We start from the raw sequence: 26568 nt of genomic DNA on the forward strand, positions 1-26568 counted from the left end.
TATGTCTTGAAATATTCTTCTCTTCTTAAACGTTAAAAAATTATCTATGAGAGCATATTAATATATACAAAATGCTAAAAGGTTTATTCCCGAGGATAAAAAAATAAGTGTGTTTCTGTTTCCCTTAATGACCTTCAAGCAGAAAACACACCCATACTTTTCTATAAAATATCCCTTAAATACTTGGTTTATCGTTCTTTCCTCTCTAATTTCTAAATAACAGATATCCCCTTAAATCAATTTTCATTTCTTATATCTTTTAATAGTCCTTCAAACCACTTTACATTTACTAAATGATGCGAATGAGAATTCTCCAACATTTTTCTAAAATATGTAGAAATAGTTTCATCATGCTCAAGAGATTGTTCTAATAAAGAAATTTTCTTTTTAGTTTGTTCAATTTGTATTTCTATTAGTTTTGTTAGATCCTCGCTTTTATATTCATCAGCAAATAGCATTGCTGCATAAAAAGATAAGTTTATATAATCTGTCTTAGATCCATACTTATACATTAATTTTTGAAATTCCTTATCTCCTAGTTCAGTTATAATGTAATTATTAGTCTCCCTAGTATTGTCTGATTTGTTAACTTTTTTAATATATTTTTTTTCTTCTAATTGTTGAAGATTGTAGTAGAATGAGCCTTTAGTGAAATTTGCTATATATTTATAGTGTCTCTCTTCCATTAAGGCTAATAATTCGTATCCATAAGAACCAGGGTTTTGTTTTAATAAACCTAAAATTAGTAATGGTATCAAAAAAACACCTCCTTTATGCTCTTCATCAAAATTATATTAACTATTATTTCATAATTATAAGATTTAATCATTGTTGGTTTGCATGAATTGAGATACAAATTCCTCATATGATATTTTTCCTAATGCAAACTCCATACTTTTTATATATATCTTTTCATTTTTAGTATGTGTTCTAGCATTATTTAAATTCAGCAACTCATCTTCGTTAATTAATGGCTTCAATACATGTTGTCTATTAGAAAAGGCCTCGAAATAACGTAAACCAAATTTTCTTTGAGAAATTGCATCAATATGAATACCATCAGGATTAGAAGTTAAACCTGATGCTGTAACAAAGAAACAATTATCTTGTTCAAAAGCAAACTTTTGTAACTCTTCATTAATGAATTTATATTCAGTGCAACTTTTCCCAAATCCTTCTTTACCTAAAAATTCTCCTAATCCACCAATAATAATTGGAATATCTGGAGCATTCAACTCTTTTCTAAAAGCCTCAATAATTAAAAGTAATTTATTATAATATACTTTATAGTTACCATTAACACTATCACTTTCTCCTTGATGCCATAGAATTCCTGTGAGTTCACTACTTTCCATAGCAAATTTAGCTTCAGTTACAGCATGTCTAAAAAGTACTCCGTCTACAGCCCACTCATCCAGTGTGCTTCCACCTTCAGCACAAGGAATTAAACCAATAGTATCTTCTTGATTTTGACGACTCCATGCATCTGCAAATGAACCGGCAAGACTTATTCCTGAAACAGGCCTGTCATAATTAATTGGCTCCGTCATCATCTGCCATCTACCATTACGCAACATTTGTATTCTTTCATTATAAATTGGGGGTACCTCATGAATAAATCCACGCCCAGCCATATTTGACTGTCCTATCATTAAAAACGATTTAATCATTTTTTTCATCCTTTCTTTTGTTTAATCTTTATTATGAAATGCTTACAGTTCTCAATAAATGTTAAATACTTACTTATTTAATATATTAACGGATATTGACAATACATTTCTATTTATCATCAGTCTAATTAGACTAACATCACTACATATTATAGTCTAATTAGACTAATTGTCAACTATAACTTTTTTCTTAGCATTTATACTTGGTCTTGATTTATTATTTGCTTTTATTCAAAATATAAAACTTGAATTTGAAAAAGAGTGAACAAAATCGCAAGCGACTAAAGAATAAAAAATCGCAAATTCATTTGAATAATGCGACTTTAAAATCTATTATTTATTTTTATTGATTAATAATGATATTGTGTGTTTGAAATTTACCTAACTAGATTTTCTCCATCCTTAAATGCTCTCAAAGATAGTTCCTCAAACTGCTCTAAATTAGAATCATACCTTCCAAGCTTTTCTGAATGAAAATTAGTAGTTCCACAGCAAAGAATACTATCCTCTAATTTCCAACCATATGCTGCAAGCATATTATTAACAAATTTAATGCCTTCCGCACCCATTTCAGGATTTTGGCTACCTTGAGTGAATATCGTTATTAACTTTTTACCAGAATGTCTCGGTGCAAAATTATCTCCAACCATTGGAAATGTACGATCTAACCAAATTTTTGCTTGACCTGTAATTTGGTAATAATAGATTGGAGAACCAAATACAATAGCATCTGCCTCAGTAATAGCCTTATACATTGGCTGTAGATAATCCTTAACCGCGCAACCATCATGTGTACGGCAGTAAAAACATCCTTGACAACCACGAATTCCAGAATCATTTAAATCAAATTCAATTATTTCGGCCCCTTTAGATTTCGCTCCTTTTGCTACTTGTTCTAACAATTTTGTGGTATACCCATTTTTTCTTGGACTACCGTTGAAAATAACAACCTTTGACATTTTACATCTCTCCTTATAATAATCACTTTTACTTTTGTGTAAGAATAGTACAAAGCTCAGGCAAACGATCAAGTATTTCGAATGTATCAATTGGATTCCAATAGTCGCGTAAAGTTATAATTTCGCCATTACGAACCTCAACAACTTGAAGATACCTCCTCTGAAAAGGCTTGTTATTAGCCGTAACTTCACCGTACATATCATACTCAGCTATAATAATTTCAGGATTGCTTGTCTCATGTATTGTCATGGATTTATATCCTATTGGTTTTAAAAGTGCAGCTGGCATCATCGCAAGATAATTACGAATATTCTCACGTCCCTGAATTAACCTCATTGATTTTTGAATATGAAACGGCAATTCCAATATACCATCACTTGCAAATAAGTCAGAAAAACTGCTCAAGTCCTTATTTAGAAACATAGTTTGGGCAAGTTCAAATATTTCCCTTGGACTTCTGATATTTTTATTTTCTTCATTCATAATACACACCGCCTTTTAATATTAACTAAACGGAACTCACATTCCGCTTATGTTAAATATTATACGGAATGGTGATTCCGTTGTCAATATTCAAACTTTGAAGTAAAATAAAAAAGAAAGGTGGTTATCTGGATGACAAATAAAGAGTGCTATGTACACAAGACAGAGAATATTCCGCAGCCTGATGATAATAATTCAAAATCCTTGCGAGCGGATGCAAAACAAAATAGAGAGCAGATACTTGATGCGGCATATAAGATTTTTTCTGAAAAAGGGACGTCAATTCCTATAAGTGAAATTGCTCGTCAGGCTGGTGTAGGCATTGGTACAGTATACCGCCATTTTCCAAACAAAGAAGCACTATTTGAGGCAGTAAATATTAATTATAAACAGCAGCTTACAAAAAGAGCTAAGTCTCTAATTAATAATATTGATCCAGGTGAAGCTTTTTTTAATTTCTTTATACATATCATAGAAGATGGATTTACTAACAAGGCGTTAAAAGATGCTTTAAATACCGGAATGACAGATTTTGATGTGCTACAGGATTTTCAGTCAACATTTGCTACTCTCCTCACCAGTGCTCAGCAAACCAAGGCTGTACGTGAAGATATAGATATAAAGGATTTAATTACCCTTATGATGAGTCTTCTGTTTGCTATAGAGCAACGTAAAGGTGATTTGGATATCGAACGATTCAATAAATTAATGTCCATTGTTATCGATGGACTTCGTTATAAAGATACCAATAATAAGTCAACATAAATATATGTGTTATTCAACATCTTTGAATATATACATAATTATTTCTTATTTGAGTATTAATCTGGCAAAAAAACGCTGATTTTATATTTTACATATAAAATCAGTGTTTCTTCGTTTTTAATCATTATTTTCTTAAAATCTTATCCATCGCTTTTCCCTTTGCTAACTCATCTATTAGCTTATCCAAATAGCGAATTTCCTTCATAATTGGTTCTTCAATATCTTCCACTCGGACACCGCAGACAACCCCTTTACTCAAGATCCTTAAAGGGTTCATTGTGGGAGCTTCCCTAAAGAAAGTCTCAAAATCTGTCTGTTTTTACATTTGTGCTTCTAGCTCTTCCTGTCTATATCCTGTCAACCAGCGAATGATTTCATCAACTTCTTTTTTTGTACGTCCTTTTTTGTCCATGATATTTTCCTCATCTTACATATATAAGCTGAAATCTATGAATTATTCTTAGTCTAAGTTTAATATTGTTTCATCTTTATTTAGTTTTGATAATTCAATGCTTGTCCTCCATAAATCTTTTCTATTTTCTTTATTATAGGAAAGCTTCGAAGTTTTTATCTCCTTTGTGCCTTTAAAATATTTACCTGTAATTTCATTAAGCTCAGGATTAATTATGAGTAATGCTAATGCTTTACCTGATTTGCTAGCAGTATTAGCACTTGGACGAACTAAAGTAAAAATAGGGAGAATATAATCACAAACAAATTTCATTAAAGGAGGAAAAGTGCGTGAAAACCCTGTACCTGGCATCTGTCCAGGATCAAAAGCATTTACTGTAATATTTTTATTAGTTTGTTCTTTTATTCTTTCGGATAACTCATATGCGCAGTATATATTGCATAATTTTGAAGTTGTGTAGCGACGTTGACCAATTGTCATCATATTTTTACTTTCATGAGCATCCTTAGGATAAGCTAATAATCTTGCATTTTCATATACAGGCTCAGCTATCCCTGTTTTTTGTAATGGATCATGAGTTCCACTACTAACAAAGACTATTCTACCTGAATCAGTCATCTTTTCTAGCAGCATATTGGATAGTAGAAAATGTCCAAGATGATTTATTCCAAAGGTACTTTCAAAGCCATCTTTAGTATAATGAGTTTTATCAACCATAATTAATCCTGCATTGCAAACTAAAGCATATAGTGGTGGATAATTTGATTTTGAAAATTTGCTCACAAAATTTCTTACTGATTCTAAGGATGCAAGGTCAAGTTCCAAAGAAGTTATGTTGTTATTGTTTGTTTCTTTAATTAGTGAATTAACTGCATCATTTGCTTTAGCTGCATTACGGCAAGCTAGTATAACATGATTATTAATATTAGCTTTAGCAATGTTTTTAGCACATTCATAACCTAATCCTGAGTTCCCCCCAGTTATAATAATTGTTTTTTTATTTAAATTAATTTCATTTAACATAATAACACTCCTTCTTTGCAAGTAACGTTAACATATTTTATCATTGACACTGTCAACTTGAATTTATTATAATCCCTAACATTGACGGTGTCAATATAGTGTTGTAAAATTATTTATAAATATATTGGTAAAAGAGGTTCATATGAAAAATAGTAATGATACAAAACAAAAATTGATTGATGTCACAAGGCAAATGATTGATACAAGTGGTGTTGATTCGGTTAGTATGCGTGACCTTGGAAAAGAAACGAATTTATCTAGAAGTGCAGTTTATGTATATTTTAAAAATAAAGATGATTTACTTGCAGCCATTGTAATTGAAAATTTTGATACGCTAAAAAACCGTATTTCAAAATTAATTGGAGAAATAAATGATCCAAAAAAACTTGTTTATGAAGTCTTATATGCATTTTATGATTTTGGTATAAAGAATCAAGAGCATTATCCATTAATGTTCCGCAAGCAATGGAATAAGGAGCAATATCCTACCCTGCACATTTCAGCCATTGAAGTATTTGCACTCTTGTATGAATGTTTGGAAAAAGCTCATGAACAAAAATGTACTGTTAATAAATCGCCGAAACAATTAACCGCAATGGTATCTTCATTTATTCTTGGTCTTGTTGAGCTTAACTCTACTGGTCATCTAGAACCAGAAAAAGGATTAGATGATCCGACTGATTTAATAAATTCATTTGTAGATGTTATTTTTATTTAAGTAATAAAACATTAACATAAAATTTTAGAATTTATTTTATGAGTTATTTACTATATAATATGGGGGGCGGTTTTAACTTGGACTTTTAAAATTATCCCCCCATTTCCAAAAAACTTTGAGCATAAAAAAACACACCATTCATTTTAGAATAATGTGTTTATTATTTATTACTTGCTTTTACTCAGCAGTTTCATTAGTAAAATAATTACACTAGCTGTTATTATTTTTTAAAATCCTTCCCCATAGAAAATGCATTTCCAAGCTTATCACCTAATCCATAATAACCATGGTCATTGCCTACAAATGAAATAGGTTTTAGTTTTGCAATATCGCTATTCCCTTTTTCATCAACTACTTCTTCACTAATCTTAACCTCTACTATCTCTCCTATGAATTGAATATGTGAATTTAATCTGCCTTCAATATCATGATCATAATGATCAGCAATTAGGATTCCATTTTAGTTTTTACTATTTCCTGTAGTCATTTCTGATGAATGGCTCTTAAATCTTTTCAGAAATATTATATTCGTTGATATTATCCATTCTTTCAAATAGTCTGCTATATCTATCCAATTCTGCTTTATCCCAACTCTAATTCCTGAATTATAGAAAGTGATGTTGCCATGCCCTTCATTTAATAAATTCATTTCTTTCAAAATTCTTTTAAGATTTTTTGCAGTGCCAATGTTTCCATCGATTATACTAACATTTGAAGGCACTAATTTTCTAACCATATCCTTATAGTAAGAAAAATGGGTACACCCTAAAACAATAGCCTCATAATTATTTAAATCAAATTTAAATAACTCCTCTTTAAGATACGGTAATACTATTTGTTCATCAAACTCAAGTCTTTCTGAGAATTGAACTAATCCTGGAAGAGGAAGTAAGTCAACAACATGTTCGTTATCTAATTTATAAATAAGATTATGTAATTTTTCTTCCTTTAACGTCAAAGCAGTGGCAGTTACCAATACTCGTTTATTCATATCTTTGTTTTTTTCAATGGCAGGCTTTACTGCAGGCTCCATACCAATAATCGGAATGCTATATTTACTTCTCAACGCCTCTATTGCTACACTTGTAGCAGTATTGCAAGCAATAACTACTGCCTTAACTCCTTGTTCAACAATAAAATCTATAGCATTTAAAATATACTTTTTAACTTCATCTTTTGGTTTTGGTCCATATGGAACATTTGATGTATCTGCATAATATATATAATCTTCATTAGGTAACACTTTTAACGTATCATATAATACAGTGATACCGCCAATACCTGAATCAAAAAAACCTATTTTCATCTTTTTCTATTCCTCCAATAAATAAAATTTATATGCTACTCCAATGAAGCTTTATTGTATCATTGTTTTACATAAATTTACTTCAGCAAAACAATTATAACACATTTGGTAAACATCACATTGTTCAATTTTCAAAGTAAAACTACTTTAAAAAATTATTTTTAAATTTTTGATTATCGCAAAAAATAAGAAATCTACTATTATGAAAATTACCTTATTAGTAAAGACAGGGCTGATGGTGTTTTATATATTCAAATTTATGTGGAGCTGGCATAACTAATTATAAGTTACATATTTATAAACTTGTAATTAGCTTTATTATATGATAAAATTCAATTACAAGTTACATCATCAAGTACTTGTAACTCGTGATTAAATTATATAATCATCTCAAGGGGAGGAATTATAATATGGAAAAGGATAATAGAAATTTGATACAGGTTGATCAATCTAAATGTACTAAGTGTGGAAGCTGCTCCAAAGTCTGTCCAACTGGTGTTATAGGTATGGATGAAAATGGACCAAAGGTAGTAGGACAGTTTTGTATCGCATGTGGTCACTGTGTTGCTGTTTGTCACTGGGCAGCACTTGACAATGTAAAAACGCCTTTAGCAAATCAAGTAGAACTAGAAAAAACACCAGTTCTTGACGAAGATACTGCATCTCGCTTTCTCCGCAGCAGACGTTCTATTAGGGAATTTCAAAATAAACCAGTTCCTAGAGAAAAGATAGAACAGCTTTTAAATATTGCCAGATTTGCGCCAACAAGTGGTAATTCACAAGGAGTTTCCTATCATGTAATTGATAATCCTGATACATTACGCAAAATCACATCGGTTGCAATTGATTGGTTAGAAGAGGCATTGAAACACCCACCTTATGCTGGATCACCATTAGAAGCACCATTTACCAATCATGTAAGACACTATCGTGAGACTGGTGAGGATGTTGTATTACGTAATGCTCCTTGTCTAGTAATACCAATAGTTCATAAAAATTCTTCATCAATGGGACATGACAGTACGCTTTTTTCTCTAGCATATGCTGAACTTTATGCGACTTCAATGGGACTTGGAAGTTGCATTACTGGATTTTTTGACGCTTGTGCTGCTTCTGGTTATAAGCCATTACTTGATATTTTGAATTTGCCAGAAAATATGAAGGTTACAGCAGGACTTATGGTCGGCTTTCCAAAATACACGTATAAACGTTTGGTAGATAGAAATCCATTGCAGGTTACCTGGGGAAAATAATAAGAAATAAATTGTATGATTTGCATTAATCTACATTTTAATGTGACTGTGATTTAGATAACCATATAAGAAATGGCCGATAATAGTCGGCCATTTCTTATATAAAATATTTACTTATTGGAATTCTTAAGTCCTTTTATTAAAAGATTTATAACAGATTCTATGTTTTGTTTTCTGTCAGGATCTTCAAATGTGTTTGGATGAATAAAAACGCTGGTTGCAAGATATACAGATCTCGCCTCTTGATAAGGAGATTCTGTAAAGAATATACCTTCTGTAATTCCTTGCACTATAACCTTCTCAATAGAATTAATTCCCTCTTCTATACCATTTTTTATTACTTCCATTGATCTCTGAGCTAGTTTTATGTAGTTCGCAAACATTTCCGGATCATTAATAGCACTGTTATGCTTAGCTTCAACAAAACTTTCGAGTAAATTACTAAGTTTAACATCTGCAGGACTATCTTCTTTTAATATGTTATTTGACGGAGCATGCAAACGTGTAAGCCAACGCTCGGTAACAGCGTTCCATAGATCTGTTTTTCCATTATAATATCTATAAATTGCAGCATGACTTACTTTTAATAATTTTGCCACGTCAGTTATATTCGCTTTATCTGGTCCGAAACGGCGAATTATTTCTTCTGTTGCATTAAGGATCGTTTCTTTATCTAGCGATATTTTATCCAAATTTATCACCGCTTTCTTATTTTATTTTTAATTATATCATTTTTAGTTTTATGTTTCAAATTACATTAATTGTAACAGAATTAAATTTGTTGTTTCTCCCATTCTTTTTTCAGTAATGCGTACTGAAACGTATTTTCATATTTAGGAATTCCATTTTCATCTTTTATAAACGAAATAAATTCTAAAAAACATCCCTCTTTACGCATCCCTAATTTTTCACACAGTTTTTGTGATCGATAGTTATCATCTTCAACATATGCATATAATCTTCTAGCTCTTTTTTCGTTGAAAAGGTATTGAAATAAAGCTTTCGCACTCTCGCCAGCATATCCTCTTCCCTCATATTGTTCATTAAAATTCCATCCTATGGAATAGGTGTCTGGTTCTTCATAAAAATAAAATAATTCTCCAATTAAATTCTCGTCATCATTCAATAAAACAGCAATATGAGAGTCATCTTCACTTTTCTTTTTAGCCTCTGATATAGCCTCCTCATGTGTTGTTATTTTCTCACCTCGAAAACAGTTAACTCTAGGATTCGATAAATATCCCAGTAAACCTTTAGCGTCAGCCAATGAGAAACTTCTAAGTACTAATCGATCTGTAATAATCTTTTCCATAGGTACCTCCAATAATAAATATCTTGCCCAAGCAATATAGTATTCTAGTCTATAAAAAATTAAACCCACTTATGATTTTAATTTATTTATGGATAATTATAACATATCTTTTGAATATCCTATTATTCAATTTTCAAAAATCTATTTTTATTAATTGCTATGCAAAATCTACATATGGCTCAATATTACACACATCTAATAATATCAATTTTCTATATACATTTTTTTAATATGTGGACAATTTATGCATTAATCATTATAATTGACTATTTATTTGAATATAAACGTTATTAATAGTCAATAATCCATTTATATTTATTACTTTTTATACTGCAATATTTTGTTTGCATAAATATTATTTTCACTATAACTTTAGGAGGTAATACCAATGATCCCAACAAACACACCTGACGTCTTACTAAGAACATTTATACTTTTTATAACATTACTAGTTTTAACCAGAATATTAGGAAAAAAACAAATGAGTCATCTAACTTTTTTTAATTACTTTACTGGAATCACAATTGGCTCAATAGCAGCTAATATGATTCGTGAAACCGAAGAACCTTTTTGGGATGATTTTATAGGGTTAATTTTTTGGTGTGTATTAACTCTTTTAGTTGAATACATTGGCTTAAAATTCAGTAAATTAAGACAAATAATTGATGGTCAACCTACAATAGTTATAAAAAGAGGGGTAATTTTAAAAGCTTCTTTAACATCTAATCGTGTTAATTTAGATGACTTATTAATGCTACTTAGGAAACAAAATATATTCTCTATTAAAGAAGTAGAATATGCTATATTAGAGCCCAATGGAAACTTAAGTGTAATGAAAAAGCCACAAGATCAGCAAATTACTAAATCTGATATGAACATTAATATTCCTACACCAAAATACTTACCATCTGAAATAATTTCTGACGGAAAAATAGTTAAACATAATTTGAAAGAATTAAATTTAAGCGAAGATTGGTTATATTCTCAACTTAAAATTCAAAATATATCTAATTTAGCGGATATAATATATGGAGAACTTCAAAGTGATGGCACATTATTTCTACAAAAGAAATAATTTATATGCAAAATCTTCTTCTTAACATTTTTATATAACTTATTTCACATAACCTCACTAACCTTTATACTAACTAAAAATACATTACATGATGTTTCAAAATTAATCAGGTCAACAAAAAACACCAATTATTTATATTTCTCATATAAAATCAGTGTTTCTTCGCTTTTAATAATTATTTTCTTAAAATTTTATCCATCGCTTTTCCTTTTGCTAGCTCATCTATTAGCTTATCCAAATAGCGAATTTCCTTCATAGTTGGTTCTTCAATGTCTTCCACTCGAACACCACAGACAACTCCTTTAATCAAAGTTCGTAAAGGATTCATTTTAGGAGCTTCTGCAAAGAAAGTCTCAAAATCAGCCTGTTTTTCCAGCTCAGCTTCTAGCTCTTCTTTGCTATATCCTGTCAACCATAGGATTATTTCATCAACCTCTGTTTTTGTACGTCCCTTTTTCTCTGCCTTCATAACATAAAGGGGGTAGACACTTGCTACACTCATTGTATAAATCTTATGTTTTGTCATAATACATCCTCACTTATGTAATTTTCTTTATTTATAATATTTAAAGCATTTCTCTGAAATTTTCACTAAAAACCCCTCCTAATAATATTAGGAATTTATAAGTTTAATTGAAACTATTGAACATAAGAACAAAAATATACTAACTCCTATTAATAAGGTATATTCTTTTTTCTTATTTAACTTGAAATAATTAATACCCATTATTAATTGTTGTATTCCTAATAACATAAGCACAATTGGCATAATAATCATTCTTAGATTAGGTTTCAAAATAGAAAATATTGCTGTTAAAATAGTTATTATTGATATTGTTATATTAATAATTTTGAATTTAGTATTATAATACATAATTATCCCCTCAAAATCCATAGCGAGTTTATTTGCATTTATTCACATTAATCTAATTATATACCAATTACTTTCAAATATTCAATAAAATCACTTTCTACTTATAATATGATCCTCCCATAATTAGAAAGTAATAAAACCTTTATTACTTCTTTTTTTAGAATTGTGTAAAAAAAATCGTAAATCCAATGTTGAATAATACGATTTTAAAATTTGCTATTTAATTTTACTGATTCATAACTATATGGAAAATATTCAACAAATACTATATAGGACTATACATATTATTTCATATTAATTTTTCATACAGTTTAAACCAATCCAATCCGTAGTTTCCAAGGCCCAAATCAACAGTATCAATATATTCAAATCCACATTTTTCATAAAGCCTAATGGCAGGCATATTACCTTCAAAAACATCCAATCTAATTGATTTAACTTTTGACTTAACACTATGCTTATCAGCAAAGTCCATTAGTGCTTTACCTACACCACATTTCATAAATCTTGGATGAACAGCAAATGTATGTATAACAAAAACATCTGAATAGTCATACTCAAATCCCCATTTAACATTATAATATGCCGGTTCAGGCTCATGGCTTAAAATAATAGAACCAATGCTTGTTCCATTATGCTTTGCTACATAAAGATTTCCGTTTTTAATGCCATCAATTGCATTTTGCCTTACAGGATATATACCCTTTATCCATCCCGGATAATTTACTCCATCTGCCAAATAATCATTTAAATCATTATAAAGATTTTCTAATTTATCAATATCATTTACTTCCCCAAATTCAATAGTAATATCCATATGTATCACCTCCAAATCAATTCGAAATATAAATTTTGTTTTATTGCAATAATTTACCATTACAAATCGATTATAACATATCTTGTAAAAGCTATATCACTCAATTTTCAAAGAACATTTTTATAATTTACTACGTCAAATCTACAGATTGTAAATTACCTTAATGAGAAATCTGAATTTATCGCTCATAATTTTTTAATATCCTCAATATAAAACTTATAAATTAGGACTTTAATAAAATTAATATTTTAGTATATATAAGTCTTAAATTTCTTCATAATGATTTAGAATCTTTTTAATTTTTTCATAAATAATAGATTTTAATGATTGTGGTTTCACTGATTTAATAGACGTGCCATATCTAAGGAAATAATTAGATATGAATTCTTCTTCACCCACATTAAAAAATCCCTTTATAATTGTCTTTGTCCCTAATTCTATTTTCATAGAAGGATAGTTTTCCTTATAAATTTTAAGACCTTTTTCATCTTATTAATTTCTTTTATTTGTTCTCCTGATAGGCAGTTTTCAAATTTTTCATTTAATTTTTCTATACTCAAATGAAAAGGCGTAGACTCATAGGCTTTCAGTGTGAGCATTGCAAAATATAAAGCGTATACTTCATCTATGGTAAATATAATAGGTGACAATAATCTATTTTTCAATATAACATATCTTCCGTACCTACCTTGCTCTGCATAAATAGGCATTCCCAATTCTTCTAATGAGGCAATGTCACGCAAAGCTGTACTTCTTGAAATGTTATATTTATTTATTAAATCACTTAAATTAAAGTAATCTAAGTCATTCAAATACATCATCATATGGTTTAATCTTTCTGATTTTTTCATATATCCTCCGTTTTAAAATTTTCCTGAATAAAGTTTTCATATTTTGACACCTTTGAGTATTATACTCTAATTATATCAATAATATAGTCATTGATATCTAATTTATTATACAAAGGAGATTAATATTATGAGTACAACGCTAGAAATTGCTATTTTCCTTTCAATGAATGGAAAAGCACAAGATGCTATTAATTTTTACAAGAAACACTTTAATGCAGAACAGTTAATGATTATAACATATTCAGACCTGGTAAAGATGGGGGATAAATCAATAGAAATTAATGACGAAAATAAAAATCACATCTCTCACTCTGTTTTAAAAATAGGTAAGACTAAAATTATGCTTAATGAAAATCCAATGGATGCTAATGAAAAGTACCAAGCTGGTAATAATACTTCTCTATGTATTCAAAGTGCTGATTTGGAGGAAATCCAACAATTCTACAATAGCTTAATTGCAGATGAAAGAGTTAGAATAATTGTACCATTAGCCAGTAATATATTTAGTAAAGCATATGGTATTGTTGAAGACCCATTTGGTATTAAAATTCAATTGTGTTTTGATGAGAGATTAAAGTAACAATTATTCAATGTATGAGAAATAAGAGATTTGGAATTGGTTTATAATATTGTGTTTACGGGTAAACTGTATTCTAATAAGGGAGGTGCAGTATTGGATATTAAAAAGATTTTTGAAATCCTTAATAAAGAAATGAAAGCTACTGAAAATAATCAATCAAGTTAATTACTATAACCTAAAAATAAGTTATAGCACAATAATTTATAATAAATCGAGTAGGATGAAAACAATTATTTTGTTTCCATCCTCTCACACCACTATACTTCAGCAATCACCCTGCAAGGGAGCCCTGAAAATCCGCTCATATTTACTGGGAAAGTATATACTTTAAATGGTTTATCTGCTGCTTTTTCTTTTGCTAACTCATCTATTAGCTTATCTAAATAGCAAATTTCCTTCATGATTGGTTACTACTTTGAAACTGTAGACAACCCCACTAATAAATCAAATTACATAATTATTTTGAAATAACTTCTACCCCATCTTCTGTTACAAGAACTGTGTGTTCCCATTGTGCTGAAAGAGAACCATCAGCTGTCAATGCAGTCCATCCATTATCCTCATCTATAAATATTTCATGACTTCCAGCATTTATCATTGGTTCAATTGTGAACACCATTCCAGGCGCCAAAACCATATCTGTTCCTCTTTTTCCAAAATGGAAAACAAATGGATCTTCATGAATATCTAAACCAACTCCATGTCCTCCAAATTCTCTAACTACTGAATAGCCATTATTTTCTGCATGTTCCTGAATTGCTGCTCCAATATCTCCTAAAAATGCCCAAGGTTTAACTGCTTCCAGTCCTTTATTTACGCATTCTTTAGTTACTTGAACCAATTTCCTAGCTTCTTCACTTACTTCACCAATCATAAACATTCTTGATGCATCTGAATAATATCCATTTAATATAGTAGTAGCATCCACATTTACAATATCCCCATTTTTAAGGACAACATCGTCACTTGGTATTCCATGACATACTTCATTATTTATTGATATACAAATACTTTTAGGAAATCCATCATAATTAAGGTCTGCTGGAATTCCACCCTTTGATATAGTATAATCATATGCTAATTTATCTATCTGCTCTGTTGTCATGCCTTCTTTGATGTTTTCACTAATCAAATCTAAAAGACCATTATTAACCTCTGCACTCTTTCTTATTCCTTCAATTTGCTCTTTTGTTTTTATAAGATCTCTTGTTGGTACTATATGTCCTTTTCTTTTTAAGTCACTTAATTTCTTATCAAATTCTAAATGACAATTTTTATACTTAACTCCACTTTTACACCAACATAAATCATTTCTGTTTAATATCATAATATTACTCCTTGTTTTAACTATTTAATTGATCCTCCATGAAAATAACATTCATAAACTTTAACATTACCAAAATATATTTCCTCATGCCCTTGAAACCACTTAAATTCACCATTTATAATGCAATGATATTTATACTGTCCATTTTGATAAATAATAGGACCTCTATATGGATTCTCTTCAGTTACTAAACTCAAAGCTTCCTTTAAAAAACTACCTGAAAATCTTTCATCCAAAACTCTTCCAGTATAATTCATTGACCAAAATGGAATATCATCTTGCCACAAACCTTCTTCCCCTGAAAATTTTTCTCCACCTAAATAGGTATCAATATATTTTAAGTTTCCTTCTACATATTCTAAATCATGCGAATTTGGTCTTGAAGATTTACACTCTCCACCATTTCCAGCATACGTAGCTTTTTTAGCCCTACATAGAAAATCAATTATATTTCTATTTATATTATTAACTTTATTTTCTTCTATTGATAACCTACAATTTTCTTCATAATCATTGACTAATTTATCAATGCTTACTTTAAAGAACTCACTTAATGCAATTAATCTAGCTATATCGGGATAGGACTGCCCAACTTCCCATTTTGCAACTGATTGTCTTGATATACCCAAGAATTCAGCCAATTTTTCTTGCGATAGACCTTTTGCTTTTCTAAGTGTTTGCAATTGTTCCTGAAAACTCATAGTTTAATCCCTCCTGGTATTAGTATACTTACAATATTATCATATTTCTACCACCTAAATATAACACAGTTGACAACCAAAAGTTGCATTTAATAAAAAAGTAATCTTAATATCAAACATTCTCTGCTTTATTATTCGCTTATGATGCAGTTCTCCATAACATCAACAAATAATAGAACTCATCTTTTTTATTCTGATTCATTGTCGGTCATTGCTGATATTTTGTTGTCCTCCATCACCTTGTTGGTTAGAAACAAAGCTGGAATAATTCCTATCACCATGAATATTATACTTGTAATAAAACCTGCCTGAAAAGCTTGATGCCTCTTTTTTGTAACTCAAGTATCGGTCCTTTCTGCTTATCACCAATATTCCTTAATATAAAGCAGCCCAGAAGCATTGTAATATATTGCTTCTGGGCTGTTTTTTCGTCTTTATTTACGATACTATTCACCGTGTCGCTGTCAAGTGCTATTTTTGCTTAAGGGAAGACACTTAATGATTGCCTGATATATAGAGAAACTTAGTATAATTTTAATGTCTATTTATCAATTAATCCAAGTTCAATCATACTTTTTGCAGTTGCCACGATTGCTTCTTCTGCTGATCTTGGCTGCCAGCCAAGTAACTTTTTAGCTTTTGCGTTGCTACAAGCTGTGCTTTGTCCTAAAAACGTTGCTGGCATACGTAGATCCTTTTTAAAAATCGCCATAAATTTAATCATAAAATCCGGCAATGCCTTAATCGATACTTTCTTTGCTTTACTTCCTAAATATCTCTGCAGAATTTTCGCTTCCTTTTTATATGTCAAATTTTCACCCGTAGTAGCAATAAATCGCTCTCCAGCTGCTTCTGGACATGTCATCGCAAGCAAATGTAATTCTGCAACATCTCTCACATCAACGTAATCAAATCCAATATTTAAGAGGAATGGCATATCCCCCTTTAGCATCGCACGAATAATTTGATTAGAGTGAGAAAAATCCTGTCCAAGTACAGGTCCCATGACCGCCACAGGATTAACAGCTGAGAGTTCAATATTCTCTTTCTTTGCAAATTCCCAAGCTGCAAGCTCTGCCATAGTTTTTGAACGTTGGTATGCATCAATATTGCCTGACAAGTCAGTCCAATCTTCCTCTGTGAAAATTTCCGGATGAGATTTATGGCCTGAAAGCACTGCCCCTGAAGCAGAAGTTAGGACTACACGTTTAACACCTGCCGCTTTCGCTGCCTTCATTACTCGCAGTGTACCATCAACTGCCATTTTCACCATTTCATCACCATCATCAGGACGTGTGGCTGGTGTTGGTGATGCCACATGAATAACATAATTTGCATCAGTTACAGCCTCTATCCAGTTTATATCACTTGTCAAATCTGTCTGTATAAACTCAAGATTTTCAAAATCAACTGCTCCGCCTTTTGCAAGCATTGACTTAACCTCATCTTTGCGTGACAATGTACGAAGTGTTGTACGAACTCGATATCCCCGTTTCAAAAGCTTTAATATTATGTGTACGGCAATGAAGCCACTTCCGCCTGTTACTAAAACTAATTCTTTTTCCATAATAAATCCCCCTCACTAAAGTTTCACTTGTAACCTCTGTGCAATTAGCATATACTATTATCAAGATGAAATCAACACAGAAACGATCATATGTGACAATAAGGGAGGTATTGTAATGGCAGCAACAAATCACTCGCAAGCTATCAAAAAAGATACAAAGGATTTTATAACAACAGCTATGCTGCAGTTGCTTGCAACAGAAAAGTTGTCAGAATTGACAGTTTCACAAGTTTGTAAACGGGCAGGGGTAAGCCGCATGGCTTTTTACCGAAATTTTAACGATCTCGAGCAGATTTTGTATGAGTACTACCAGCCAAAGATTGCAGCTGTATTTTATACGATTCATCAAAATCCATCCTTCTCTGATAAATTTGATATCCAATTAAAGTTCTTCAGCACCTTTAGTGATGATTTACTTTCATCTGTTGACCGTGGATATGAACCAATCATTCAGCAGATTTTCATAGAAGAAATAAACAAATTTTATGCTCCTGATAGTGGTGAATACTGGACAACTTTCATGTCAGCAGGCGTTTATGCTGTTTGGCGAAAATGGTTTCTAAGTGGACAGCAAAAACCCCTCCAAGAAATAATGGAATTCTTTAAGCAATTTGATACATTAAAAAAGACTTTTTAATATTTATGTTTAAATATAAAAAAGATAGAACAATTAGCTTTAAATGTTCTATCTTCATTACACTTTAATTTTTATAAGTTTTATATCTTTCTAGGATTTTATCCAACTAGATTTTCCCCATCCTTAAATGCTCTTAAAGATAACTCCTCTAACGCTTTTGAATCTGGAACAAACTCAGCTCCGCAAACGTGGATATTATCCTCTAATTTCCAACCATATAAGTTAAACATATTAGTAACATATTTAATACTTTCTGCACCTACTTCAGGATTTGAATTAGCTTGAGTAAATATCGTTACTACCTTTTTACCTGGATGTCTAGGTGTAATAGTGCTGCTTCCATCATGTTCAATCAATGGAAATGTACGGTCTAACCAAACTTTTGCTTGTCCTGTAATTTGGTACATATATATTGGAGAACCAAATACAATGGCATCTGCTTCATTAATAGCCTCATACATTGGTTTAAGATAATCATTAATAGCACAACCATCATGGGTACGGCAATAGAAGCAGCTTTGGCATCCACGGATCCCAGCATCGTTTAAATTAAATTCTATAATCTCAGCACCTTTAGACTCAGCACCTTTTGCCACTTGTTCTAATAATTTTGAATTATACCCATTCTTTCTTGGACTAGCATTAAAAATAACTACTTTTGACATTTAATATCTCTCCTTTTAAATACAAATATTTCTTAAATTAGATTAACTGTCTACTTACCATATTTATTCTCCTTCATTTGATATTTACTCAAATAAAAGTACTTGGTATAATTATTGTACTTAAATAAATTTATATTAACAAGAACGCAGAATTTAATGATCAGGTATTATTTTTCTTACCTAGGAGGAATAGATATGGCAAGCAAACAAGAATTAGAGAAATATTTAAATATAGTGAGAGAATCAGATTTTAGTGAAAAATGCCCTATAAAAGATGCATTGGAAGTAATCGGAGGCAAATGGAAATTGAATATATTAGGGCAGTTACTAAGAAAAGACGTATGTCGCTTTAATCAATTAAAAAGAGACGTATCAGGAATAACAAATACAATGCTAGCAAATTCATTACGTGAACTCGAGAATGATGAATTAATTATTAGAAATCAATATAATGAAATGCCTGTAAGAGTAGAATACACCTTAACTGATAAAGGAAGAAATCTGTTACCATTACTTTATGAATTAACTATTTGGTGGGAGGATTATATAAAGAATAAAGAAATTTCAAAATAATATATTGAAATAAACCAGGCTACATTTTGGAATTTATATCCACAATGTAGCCTATCTTTACACATTCACTAAGCAAAGCCCGTCGTGTAATTCCTCAGATCTTATTTTTATCCTATAACTTCCTTTGCCATATTGATCATGTCATCCTTGCTTAGTTCAGTATAATCCATATTAATAATGCAATAAGATAGTCCATCTTCATACCACATAACTGATTGATTTTGACTAACCTTTATTTCATCTTTTTCACTTCCATATCCAATTTCAAGAAGCCCTTTATCTTGTAAGTCTTTTTCTTCGTCTGTTGGTTTATATCCTTCTGGAACTGATTTGTATTGACTACTAGTATATATGATTTTAACTCCATTATATTCTACTTCAGAAGCATTTTTTGGCATGTTTCCATAAAAATATTTGTCATCTGTTTTTTCAGCTGACATGGCTAAAATTTGACCCTTTTTAGAACCATCTTTTTTATAATCAAAATCTGCGCTCTTGTATTTTTCAGTAGCATCTCCTTTTTCATTACGGACTTCATTGTTTACATAATTAAATGTATCAAATTTAAATCCATTATTAAAGGATTCAACATATTTAGGGGTAAATCCAACAGTCTCGTTTACTTTATCTTTACTTGGAAAAGTTCTAATTTCAGTTAGATGAGATGATGAACCAAATATTCCAGAAAGATTAGTTGCTGCAACACATGTTACGGTTGTTGCAATAATGACCATTCCTGCAATTATGAATGTCTTTGGATTTAATAATTTATGTTTCATAGTAAAAACTCCTTTATTATCTTTATCTTTTAATATTTCATTTCTAATTCTGAAAAACATATTTTCAGGATTTGAAGCATCATCTGCTTTATGAATTAAGGCTTCTCTAATTTTTTGATCTATATTTTCATCAAAATTTTTATCCATCAAGTCCCACCCTCTTTAAATTTCTATGATTATATTCATCGTTACATTTAATTAAACTGCTTTTTAATTTTTTTCTTGCACTATGAAGCCTGGATTTGACCGTTCCTTCAAAGCAGCCCATTACTTTTGCAATTTCGCTAACTGTAAGACCATTAAAATAATATAGAACTATTACTGTTTTTTGTTTTAAATCAAGCTTTTCAATTTCTGCATAAAGATTATTATTTTGCTCTTTTCTTAAATATTGCTCTATAGAAGTATCAATATTTTTTTCATCTAATTTTTCAAAAATGTTATCAACTGGCAGTGATTTTTTATCTTTTTTCGCATATCTCCACGCAATTCTCGTAAGCATTTTAAAAAACCATGATTTAAAAAATTCAGGATTTTTAAGACTTTTTATATTTTTATAACAGCTTATAAATGCTTCTTGTACAATATCTTCACTTGTATACTTGCTACCTGTAATAAGATATGAGTATTTGAATGATTCATTTTTATATATTTCAAACAATTCACCTAATGCGTTCATATCACCAGACTGGATTTTTATGACAAGTTCTTCTTCAGACACTTTGCTCTCTCCCTTCGATTCTTATCGATGCATCTATATATTAGAGACATTAAGTTATTAATTGGTTCATTTTTAGAAAAAATTTTTATCCCTTCAATTTATACCAGTGATATCCGTAATTTTATCTAAATTAACATCTATCTATAAATAATAAATAGAGTAGCATATTGATCTATTATTTTCTAGTTGCTCACTATGAGAATTATGGTAAATTTAAGATGAAAATTTTGAAGAAATGGTATACAATACCATTGAAGATAAAATTTCTTACAAAGTTTTACATACAAACTATAGTAAATGAGATAGATATTTATGATAAATAAAAAATTGATCAAAATCCTTGGTCCTATATTTGGGATCACGACATTTATGTTAGCTTCCAGCATAACTTATACTACAGCTTTTGCTGATGATACTATAGCAACAACGGCACCCGCTACTGCTACAACCACTAGCGCGAGTGCTACTTATACAGATAATACAGCTACACCAATTAAAGATTATTCTATAGCTATAAATAAAAGTTCAGAAGAAAATGGGATTAAGGTGACTGTTAGTAGTGCACTAGCTACAAAACATAATTTAAGGGTAACTCTTAAAATTGAAGGAATCACTGATCCTAAAGCAATTGAACATAATAATTCGCTTTTTGAAGTATCATATGGTGACAAAGATTACGGCTTTAACTCTACCTCTTCTAGACAATATGCAGATGATAAAACTATGTTTTTAACCTTAGAAAAAACTAATTATGAAGGTGAATATCCTGAAAGTGGAAACTTAAGAGTTGATGTAGTTCTTTCAAATTACAAAGTTAATATTGGCATGGATATACCTGTAGATTTCACTAATTCTATTAATAAAGTATTTACTAAAAATATTTCAGGAACAATACCTGAAATTAATTATACTTTGAAACAATTAGATTCAGATTCTATGGGGACAACCATAAGCTACACTCGGCCTAAACACAATGAGGCTGATATTGATGACAATAATGATTTTTGGGATTCACAAATATTATTAAAAGTTGATAACAATTTTTATAAATTAAATTCTAAAATGGGTAGCCTTAGAGACGATGGAACATTTATTGGGTATTATGCATCTAAATTGCCAGCTTATGATAATGTTAAAAATGGAAGGGATATAAGTGTAATTCCAATACTTTATAAAGTTTCAATGGATGACTCTGATATGATATCCAATAATAGTAATAAAAACACTACCACCGACTCTGCAAACAACTTAACTTATGAAAAAGAGTTCAGCTCTTCTAGCGGATTGAAGGGTACAATATATAATGTTGAAAGAAATGATAATAGTGTAAAGGTATATTGCAAAGGACAGTCTGAGTTAGAAAGTTTAATTATAGCAAGCAATATTTCTTTGAACTACAACCATCTTAAAGGACAAAATGATCCTACTATTTATAATTACAATAAGTTTGCAAGCTTTTATAAGGATCCAAAAGATTCCCTTGGCTACATTGTAGAATTTGATAATGTTGATAAAAATAAAGCTGCTACTTTAAATATTAGTCCTATGATAAAAGAAATTACTACTTACAAAATGAGTGAGGAAATAAAACTATCAAACTAATGAACTCTATATTAAATTTATGGAAAATTATATCCATATAAAAAATTATTAAAGTGAGGAGATTTTATGATAAACAAAAAAACAAATAGGTCATTAAGTTCCATGCTTGGAGCTGCTTTAATTGTTGGACTTATTCAAATGCCTGCCTTTGCCGTTGATAATGTACAAGCTCAATCATCCTATGCAGTTAACTCTGGATTAATTGGAAGTAACAATTCTGTTGAGCAAAATGGAGTCAAAATAACTCTAAATAGTGTTGTTGGAACAAAAAATGACCTCAAAGCTACAATCACAATCCAAACCCCAACGCCTTTTGATAAAGATGACAGAGAAGAAGCAAATGTTTTATTAAATTATGGTGACAATAAATTTAATGGTGGAAGTACGTCATTTAGGCATACAGATGACAAGACATTAGTTATAACCATTGAATATAGATTGAATAAATCTGTATTACCTGAAAAAGGCCCTTTAAGAATTGATGTAGTAATGCAAAAATACAAGGTTAATGTTGGATTAGATGCAAACGTTGATTTTTCAGACTCATTAAAAAATTCAATGGAAAAGGATTATTCAATTAATATTCCTCAATTTGATTCTACATTTAATAAGTTAGAATCCGATATTTTGGGGACTCATCTTTCTTTTACTGAACCGGAAGAAACTTCTTTAATGAGAAATAATGATATATTAACAGAACATTCCTTTATCTTAAAAGCTGGAGATAAAATGTATTCGTTGAGACATTCTAATAGCTATTCATCTGGCAGTGATGAAAATGACAGGTCAATAGTAACTACTTATCAAGCAGAAGGAGCCACTTATGAAAAGATCAAAGATAAGACAGCTATAAGCTTAATACCTATAAGTTTTACTATTAACTCAAAGGATCAAAAAAACTTATATAAAGAAGAACATAATGATAAAGACATGCAAACTATCAATAATGTAAGTTATGCCAAGACTTTTGATTTTTCTGATGGAAGTAAAGGCGAAATCTATAATATTCAAAGAGACGATAATAGCGTAAAAGTTTATCTAAAAGGAGTAAATGAAAAAGAAAGTTTATTACTTGCAAGTAGTTTGTTTATGGATTATAAAGATGAGAATAGTAAAAAAGATTATTATGATCATGATTATTACGACGGTAACGAACGCACTACTTTCTACAGAGACTCAAGTGATTCTTTAGGTTATATTGTAGAATTTAGTAATGTAAAAAAAGATGTAAATACTCAAATAAACTATGACCCAACCATAAGTTTAATTAATGCATTTACTGTTGGAGATGAAATCCAATTATCCAAGTAAATATATCAAATCTATAATCTAAATCTAAGCATATAATAATTACTGAAACAAATGAAGCCTCACTATAGTATCCAAATTATAGTGAGGCTTCATTTTATTAAGAATATTAAATTATTATCAAATATATAATTTCTTGCGTCTATTAATTTAAGAGACTCAAGAACATCTTAATGATTCATTCTATGAACAAAGTGTTTAAAACTTTAGAGATAGATTTCTCAAATTCAGATTCTATTATATACTATTAGAATTCTTTATTTTAAACTTTAAATTTATTTGCTTCTTCTATCATTTCATTAGTCATATCACTAAGCATTTGTGCAGAAGATGCTACTTCTTCTGTTGAAGCATTCACTTCCTCTGATGATGCTGAAATTTCTTCTGCTGATGCCGAGACTTCTACTGAAATTGAAGATAATCCATTTATTCTATTCAAAATTGCATTCTTATCATTTTCTATGTTATCAGCAGAACTTTTAACTGTTTCAATTTTAGGAATCACTTCATCCACTGCTTGTATTATTTTCTTGAAAGATGCTATTGAATTATCTATAATTTTACCTTGATTTCTCATTTCATCATCCATAGTAGTCGATTCCTGAACTATAATATCAGCATTGTTAGATATTAAACTTATTAATTTACTAATATTTTCAGATGATTCTTTTGATTGTTCAGCAAGCTTTCTTATTTCATCAGCAACTACTGAAAATCCTCTTCCTGCTTCTCCTGCCCTAGCCGCTTCAATAGCTGCATTTAGTGCCAATAAATCTGTTTGTTCTGCAATACTATTTATAAGGCTTGTAATCTCATTTATTTCGTTTATGTCTTTTCCAAGCGATATAACTTTACTATAAAACTCTTTAAATGAATTACTTACATTTATTACTGATTGATTTAATCCTTTCATTTCGCTACTGCTATCATTTGCCATTAAACTTATTTCTCTAGAATTCGAATCTACAACTTGTATCTCTTTAACCATTCTCGATAACTTATTACTAAATTCATCAAGAATATCTGTTATATTTATTAACTCTTCAGATTGATTACTTGTCCCTTTCGCAACTTCAGATATTGCTTCTGCAACATTTTGTGATACGCTTGCTATCTCTTCTGATATAGACGCTAAATTTTCTGATTGCGAATTAATATTTGAAGAATTTTCTTTCATTTTTTTAATCATTGTTCCTAAAGATTCTTGCATTGATTTCATTGCATTAGTCATAACACCGATTTCATCTTTTGAATTCAAATACCTAGTAGAAACTTCTTCACATAAATTACCTTCTGCTAATGATTTTAAATGCTTTGATGTAGACCTTATGCCCTTAGATATACTATTTGAAATTATGTATATTATCCCAAGTCCAATTAATATGAATACTATGGATGATATCGCAACTGAAATTTCCAAAGTGCTTAATTCTGATAGTATTTCATTTTTTGTTATTGTTACCCCTACAGACCAATTAGTTTCTTTTACTGGAGCATAGCTTACAAACTTATCTACACCTTCATATTGATATTCGCCCAATCCTGTTTCTCCAGAGATCATTTTCCTTTCAATATTTGCTAACCCCTGTAAATTAGCATCCTTTTCTGCTGCCTCAATTCCATTATACATTTGAGTAACTAAGTCCCTATTTTTATGGGCTATTACTACTCCACTGTTATTTATCATAAATGAAGCGCCTGTTTGCCCAAACTTAACTTGATCTGTTAAATCACTTAAGTCATTACCATCTTGTGATTCCGCTAATACTCCTACAATCTCATTATTGTATTTAATGGGAACCGCATATATAACTAGAAGAGTTCCATCAGTTTTATTTATTAACGGATCTGATACGCTGCTTACACCATTCATAGCTTTCTTAAAATATTCTCTATCTTTTACATTAGAAGTTGCTCCCAATGTATTTGTAAGATTTCCCTCTTTATCTATATAACTTAGTCTACTGCAACCAATCCTCTTAACTTCACCTAAAAGAATCGATAATTTGTCTTGTAATAAGCTATTAGGATTATTTATATCAGGTCTTGCAGCAATAGCCTCTAGTGAATTTAATTCCCCCTCAATTCTTCCTTGAATATTACTTGCAGTTTGCTCTGCAATTCTAGGTAAAGTCTTGTTTAAATTTGATTTTAAACCATTTAGCGAGCTTATAACAGAAACTATGCCTAATCCAATACATACAATTCCTATTATCAGCCCAAAGAATACTGTTAATTTTGTTTTTATACTTCTCATAATATCCCCCTTTAATATAATTAATACTTTAACTCAAGATGATTAATCCTCTTTAATATCAATCCCAAATTCATATTTTATACATTTTTTGACCTAATAATATTATTATACCATCTTTTCATCAAAATTCGTATTATTATCATCATTGGTTTTCATGAAATATTTTGCTATTTTAAAGCTATTCTCTATATTATTGGAAAAGCATCTCTATACATGGTCGAATTTGCTCCCATAAGTCATATTTCTTTAAGTATTCCGTAGCCAGCCTAAGATTTCTTATTATTTTTTAATAAAATTCATCATTACTGTTTTCATTTAATTCTAAGTTGCAG

30 protein-coding genes and 1 pseudogene are annotated in these 26568 nt (G+C 30.2%); 9 read left to right on the forward strand and 22 right to left on the reverse strand.

The window, feature by feature from the left end:
* Positions 1–236: 236 nt before the first annotated feature.
* The 4 genes from AXY43_RS06215 to AXY43_RS06230 form a co-directional block, all read right to left on the reverse strand.
* Positions 237–758, reverse strand: coding sequence for a PadR family transcriptional regulator (locus AXY43_RS06215; RefSeq protein ID WP_077308214.1), 522 nt, complete (start codon positions 756–758; stop codon positions 237–239).
* A gap of 63 nt (positions 759–821) precedes the next feature.
* Positions 822–1670 (reverse strand): sialate O-acetylesterase, encoded by an 849-nt coding sequence (locus AXY43_RS06220; protein ID WP_087701342.1) that lies wholly within the window; start codon positions 1668–1670, stop codon positions 822–824.
* 377 nt (positions 1671–2047) lie between these two features.
* Positions 2048–2629 carry a flavodoxin family protein gene (locus tag AXY43_RS06225; RefSeq protein WP_039771649.1) on the reverse strand — a complete coding sequence of 194 codons (582 nt, stop codon included), beginning with the start codon at positions 2627–2629 and terminating at the stop codon, positions 2048–2050.
* A 28-nt stretch (positions 2630–2657) separates the two neighbouring features.
* The gene (locus AXY43_RS06230; protein ID WP_039771647.1) at positions 2658–3113 is read right to left on the reverse strand and encodes a nuclear transport factor 2 family protein; all 456 of its coding nucleotides are present in this window, start codon (positions 3111–3113) and stop codon (positions 2658–2660) included.
* A 132-nt stretch (positions 3114–3245) separates the two neighbouring features.
* On the opposite strand from AXY43_RS06230, the gene AXY43_RS06235 reads away from it, so the two are divergent.
* Complete coding sequence (locus AXY43_RS06235; RefSeq protein ID WP_051144830.1) at positions 3246–3878, forward strand: TetR/AcrR family transcriptional regulator; 633 nt, start codon at positions 3246–3248, stop codon at positions 3876–3878.
* Positions 3879–4002: 124 nt separating this feature from the next.
* Here AXY43_RS06235 and AXY43_RS06240 read toward each other — a convergent pair.
* Positions 4003–4287 (reverse strand): annotated as a pseudogene (locus AXY43_RS06240) (DUF2200 domain-containing protein); the annotation flags it as partial.
* 51 nt (positions 4288–4338) lie between these two features.
* Positions 4339–5313: an SDR family NAD(P)-dependent oxidoreductase gene (locus tag AXY43_RS06245; protein ID WP_105411241.1), complete on the reverse strand. Its 975-nt coding sequence runs from the start codon at positions 5311–5313 to the stop codon at positions 4339–4341.
* Between the two features lie 124 nt (positions 5314–5437).
* Between AXY43_RS06245 and AXY43_RS06250 the strand changes: the two genes are divergently transcribed.
* Entirely contained in the window at positions 5438–6031 is a 594-nt protein-coding gene (locus AXY43_RS06250; protein ID WP_146145463.1) for a TetR/AcrR family transcriptional regulator, read from the forward strand.
* Between the two features lie 460 nt (positions 6032–6491).
* On the opposite strand, the gene murI is transcribed toward AXY43_RS06250, so the two are convergent.
* Positions 6492–7337: a glutamate racemase gene (gene murI, locus AXY43_RS06260; RefSeq protein ID WP_105411242.1), complete on the reverse strand. Its 846-nt coding sequence runs from the start codon at positions 7335–7337 to the stop codon at positions 6492–6494.
* Between the two features lie 410 nt (positions 7338–7747).
* Here murI and AXY43_RS06265 point away from each other — a divergent pair, with 410 nt between their 5' ends.
* Complete coding sequence (locus AXY43_RS06265) at positions 7748–8590, forward strand: nitroreductase family protein (RefSeq protein ID WP_077867862.1); 843 nt, start codon at positions 7748–7750, stop codon at positions 8588–8590.
* 110 nt (positions 8591–8700) lie between these two features.
* On the opposite strand, the gene AXY43_RS06270 is transcribed toward AXY43_RS06265, so the two are convergent.
* Positions 8701–9291 (reverse strand): TetR/AcrR family transcriptional regulator, encoded by a 591-nt coding sequence (locus AXY43_RS06270; RefSeq protein ID WP_242960303.1) that lies wholly within the window; start codon positions 9289–9291, stop codon positions 8701–8703.
* 71 nt (positions 9292–9362) lie between these two features.
* The gene (locus tag AXY43_RS06275) at positions 9363–9902 is read right to left on the reverse strand and encodes a GNAT family N-acetyltransferase (protein WP_023974144.1); all 540 of its coding nucleotides are present in this window, start codon (positions 9900–9902) and stop codon (positions 9363–9365) included.
* Between the two features lie 388 nt (positions 9903–10290).
* Here AXY43_RS06275 and AXY43_RS06280 point away from each other — a divergent pair, with 388 nt between their 5' ends.
* A complete protein-coding gene (locus tag AXY43_RS06280; RefSeq protein WP_023974145.1) occupies positions 10291–10977 on the forward strand; it encodes a YetF domain-containing protein in 687 nt (228 codons plus the stop codon).
* Positions 10978–11152: 175 nt separating this feature from the next.
* Here the strand turns inward: AXY43_RS06280 and AXY43_RS06285 are convergent, their stop codons facing one another.
* The 5 genes from AXY43_RS06285 to AXY43_RS06300 form a co-directional block, all read right to left on the reverse strand.
* Positions 11153–11503 (reverse strand): DUF2200 domain-containing protein, encoded by a 351-nt coding sequence (locus AXY43_RS06285; RefSeq protein WP_023974146.1) that lies wholly within the window; start codon positions 11501–11503, stop codon positions 11153–11155.
* 87 nt (positions 11504–11590) lie between these two features.
* A complete protein-coding gene (locus AXY43_RS06290; RefSeq protein ID WP_017210375.1) occupies positions 11591–11851 on the reverse strand; it encodes a hypothetical protein in 261 nt (86 codons plus the stop codon).
* A 289-nt stretch (positions 11852–12140) separates the two neighbouring features.
* Positions 12141–12668: a GNAT family N-acetyltransferase gene (locus AXY43_RS06295; RefSeq protein ID WP_039771634.1), complete on the reverse strand. Its 528-nt coding sequence runs from the start codon at positions 12666–12668 to the stop codon at positions 12141–12143.
* Positions 12669–12932: 264 nt separating this feature from the next.
* Complete coding sequence (locus AXY43_RS28625) at positions 12933–13115, reverse strand: hypothetical protein (RefSeq protein WP_337250451.1); 183 nt, start codon at positions 13113–13115, stop codon at positions 12933–12935.
* Positions 13112–13519 carry a helix-turn-helix transcriptional regulator gene (locus AXY43_RS06300; protein ID WP_338032041.1) on the reverse strand — a complete coding sequence of 136 codons (408 nt, stop codon included), beginning with the start codon at positions 13517–13519 and terminating at the stop codon, positions 13112–13114. The genes AXY43_RS28625 and AXY43_RS06300 overlap by 4 nt, the downstream gene beginning before the upstream one ends.
* A gap of 127 nt (positions 13520–13646) precedes the next feature.
* On the opposite strand from AXY43_RS06300, the gene AXY43_RS06305 reads away from it, so the two are divergent.
* Positions 13647–14099 (forward strand): VOC family protein, encoded by a 453-nt coding sequence (locus tag AXY43_RS06305; RefSeq protein ID WP_039771632.1) that lies wholly within the window; start codon positions 13647–13649, stop codon positions 14097–14099.
* A gap of 257 nt (positions 14100–14356) precedes the next feature.
* Here AXY43_RS06305 and AXY43_RS27680 read toward each other — a convergent pair whose 3' ends face one another.
* From AXY43_RS27680 to AXY43_RS06325, 4 genes are all read right to left on the reverse strand, one after another.
* The gene (locus AXY43_RS27680; protein ID WP_173712339.1) at positions 14357–14500 is read right to left on the reverse strand and encodes a hypothetical protein; all 144 of its coding nucleotides are present in this window, start codon (positions 14498–14500) and stop codon (positions 14357–14359) included.
* 56 nt (positions 14501–14556) lie between these two features.
* Positions 14557–15426: a methionyl aminopeptidase gene (locus AXY43_RS06315; RefSeq protein WP_039771630.1), complete on the reverse strand. Its 870-nt coding sequence runs from the start codon at positions 15424–15426 to the stop codon at positions 14557–14559.
* Positions 15427–15446: 20 nt separating this feature from the next.
* Positions 15447–16127, reverse strand: coding sequence for a DUF5680 domain-containing protein (locus AXY43_RS06320; RefSeq protein WP_039771627.1), 681 nt, complete (start codon positions 16125–16127; stop codon positions 15447–15449).
* Positions 16128–16668: 541 nt separating this feature from the next.
* Positions 16669–17694 carry an SDR family oxidoreductase gene (locus AXY43_RS06325; RefSeq protein WP_181246115.1) on the reverse strand — a complete coding sequence of 342 codons (1026 nt, stop codon included), beginning with the start codon at positions 17692–17694 and terminating at the stop codon, positions 16669–16671.
* A gap of 115 nt (positions 17695–17809) precedes the next feature.
* Here AXY43_RS06325 and AXY43_RS06330 point away from each other — a divergent pair, with 115 nt between their 5' ends.
* Positions 17810–18331, forward strand: coding sequence for a TetR/AcrR family transcriptional regulator (locus tag AXY43_RS06330; RefSeq protein WP_012059788.1), 522 nt, complete (start codon positions 17810–17812; stop codon positions 18329–18331).
* A gap of 98 nt (positions 18332–18429) precedes the next feature.
* On the opposite strand, the gene AXY43_RS06335 is transcribed toward AXY43_RS06330, so the two are convergent.
* Positions 18430–18996, reverse strand: a complete 567-nt coding sequence (locus AXY43_RS06335; protein WP_012059789.1) for a flavodoxin family protein — start codon at positions 18994–18996, stop codon at positions 18430–18432.
* 195 nt (positions 18997–19191) lie between these two features.
* Here AXY43_RS06335 and AXY43_RS06340 point away from each other — a divergent pair, with 195 nt between their 5' ends.
* Positions 19192–19569 carry a winged helix-turn-helix transcriptional regulator gene (locus AXY43_RS06340; protein ID WP_038457786.1) on the forward strand — a complete coding sequence of 126 codons (378 nt, stop codon included), beginning with the start codon at positions 19192–19194 and terminating at the stop codon, positions 19567–19569.
* Positions 19570–19676: 107 nt separating this feature from the next.
* Here AXY43_RS06340 and AXY43_RS06345 read toward each other — a convergent pair whose 3' ends face one another.
* Both AXY43_RS06345 and AXY43_RS06350 read right to left on the reverse strand, forming a co-directional pair.
* Positions 19677–20495 carry a hypothetical protein gene (locus AXY43_RS06345; RefSeq protein WP_012059791.1) on the reverse strand — a complete coding sequence of 273 codons (819 nt, stop codon included), beginning with the start codon at positions 20493–20495 and terminating at the stop codon, positions 19677–19679.
* Positions 20488–21069: an RNA polymerase sigma factor gene (locus AXY43_RS06350; RefSeq protein WP_012059792.1), complete on the reverse strand. Its 582-nt coding sequence runs from the start codon at positions 21067–21069 to the stop codon at positions 20488–20490. Before AXY43_RS06350 ends, AXY43_RS06345 begins: the two co-directional genes overlap by 8 nt.
* A 312-nt stretch (positions 21070–21381) precedes the next feature.
* Between AXY43_RS06350 and AXY43_RS06355 the strand changes: the two genes are divergently transcribed.
* Together AXY43_RS06355 and AXY43_RS06360 are read left to right on the forward strand one after the other, a co-directional pair.
* Positions 21382–22671 (forward strand): DUF4179 domain-containing protein, encoded by a 1290-nt coding sequence (locus AXY43_RS06355; protein WP_105411244.1) that lies wholly within the window; start codon positions 21382–21384, stop codon positions 22669–22671.
* A 66-nt stretch (positions 22672–22737) separates the two neighbouring features.
* On the forward strand, positions 22738–23982 hold the full coding sequence (locus tag AXY43_RS06360) for a hypothetical protein (protein ID WP_105411245.1): 1245 nt from the start codon (positions 22738–22740) through the stop codon (positions 23980–23982).
* Between the two features lie 259 nt (positions 23983–24241).
* On the opposite strand, the gene AXY43_RS06365 is transcribed toward AXY43_RS06360, so the two are convergent.
* Positions 24242–26236 (reverse strand): methyl-accepting chemotaxis protein, encoded by a 1995-nt coding sequence (locus AXY43_RS06365; protein WP_012059795.1) that lies wholly within the window; start codon positions 26234–26236, stop codon positions 24242–24244.
* Between the last annotated feature and the right edge of the window lie 332 nt (positions 26237–26568).

The organism is Clostridium sp. MF28, assembly GCF_002969175.1.
Classification (GTDB): domain Bacteria; phylum Bacillota; class Clostridia; order Clostridiales; family Clostridiaceae; genus Clostridium; species Clostridium beijerinckii.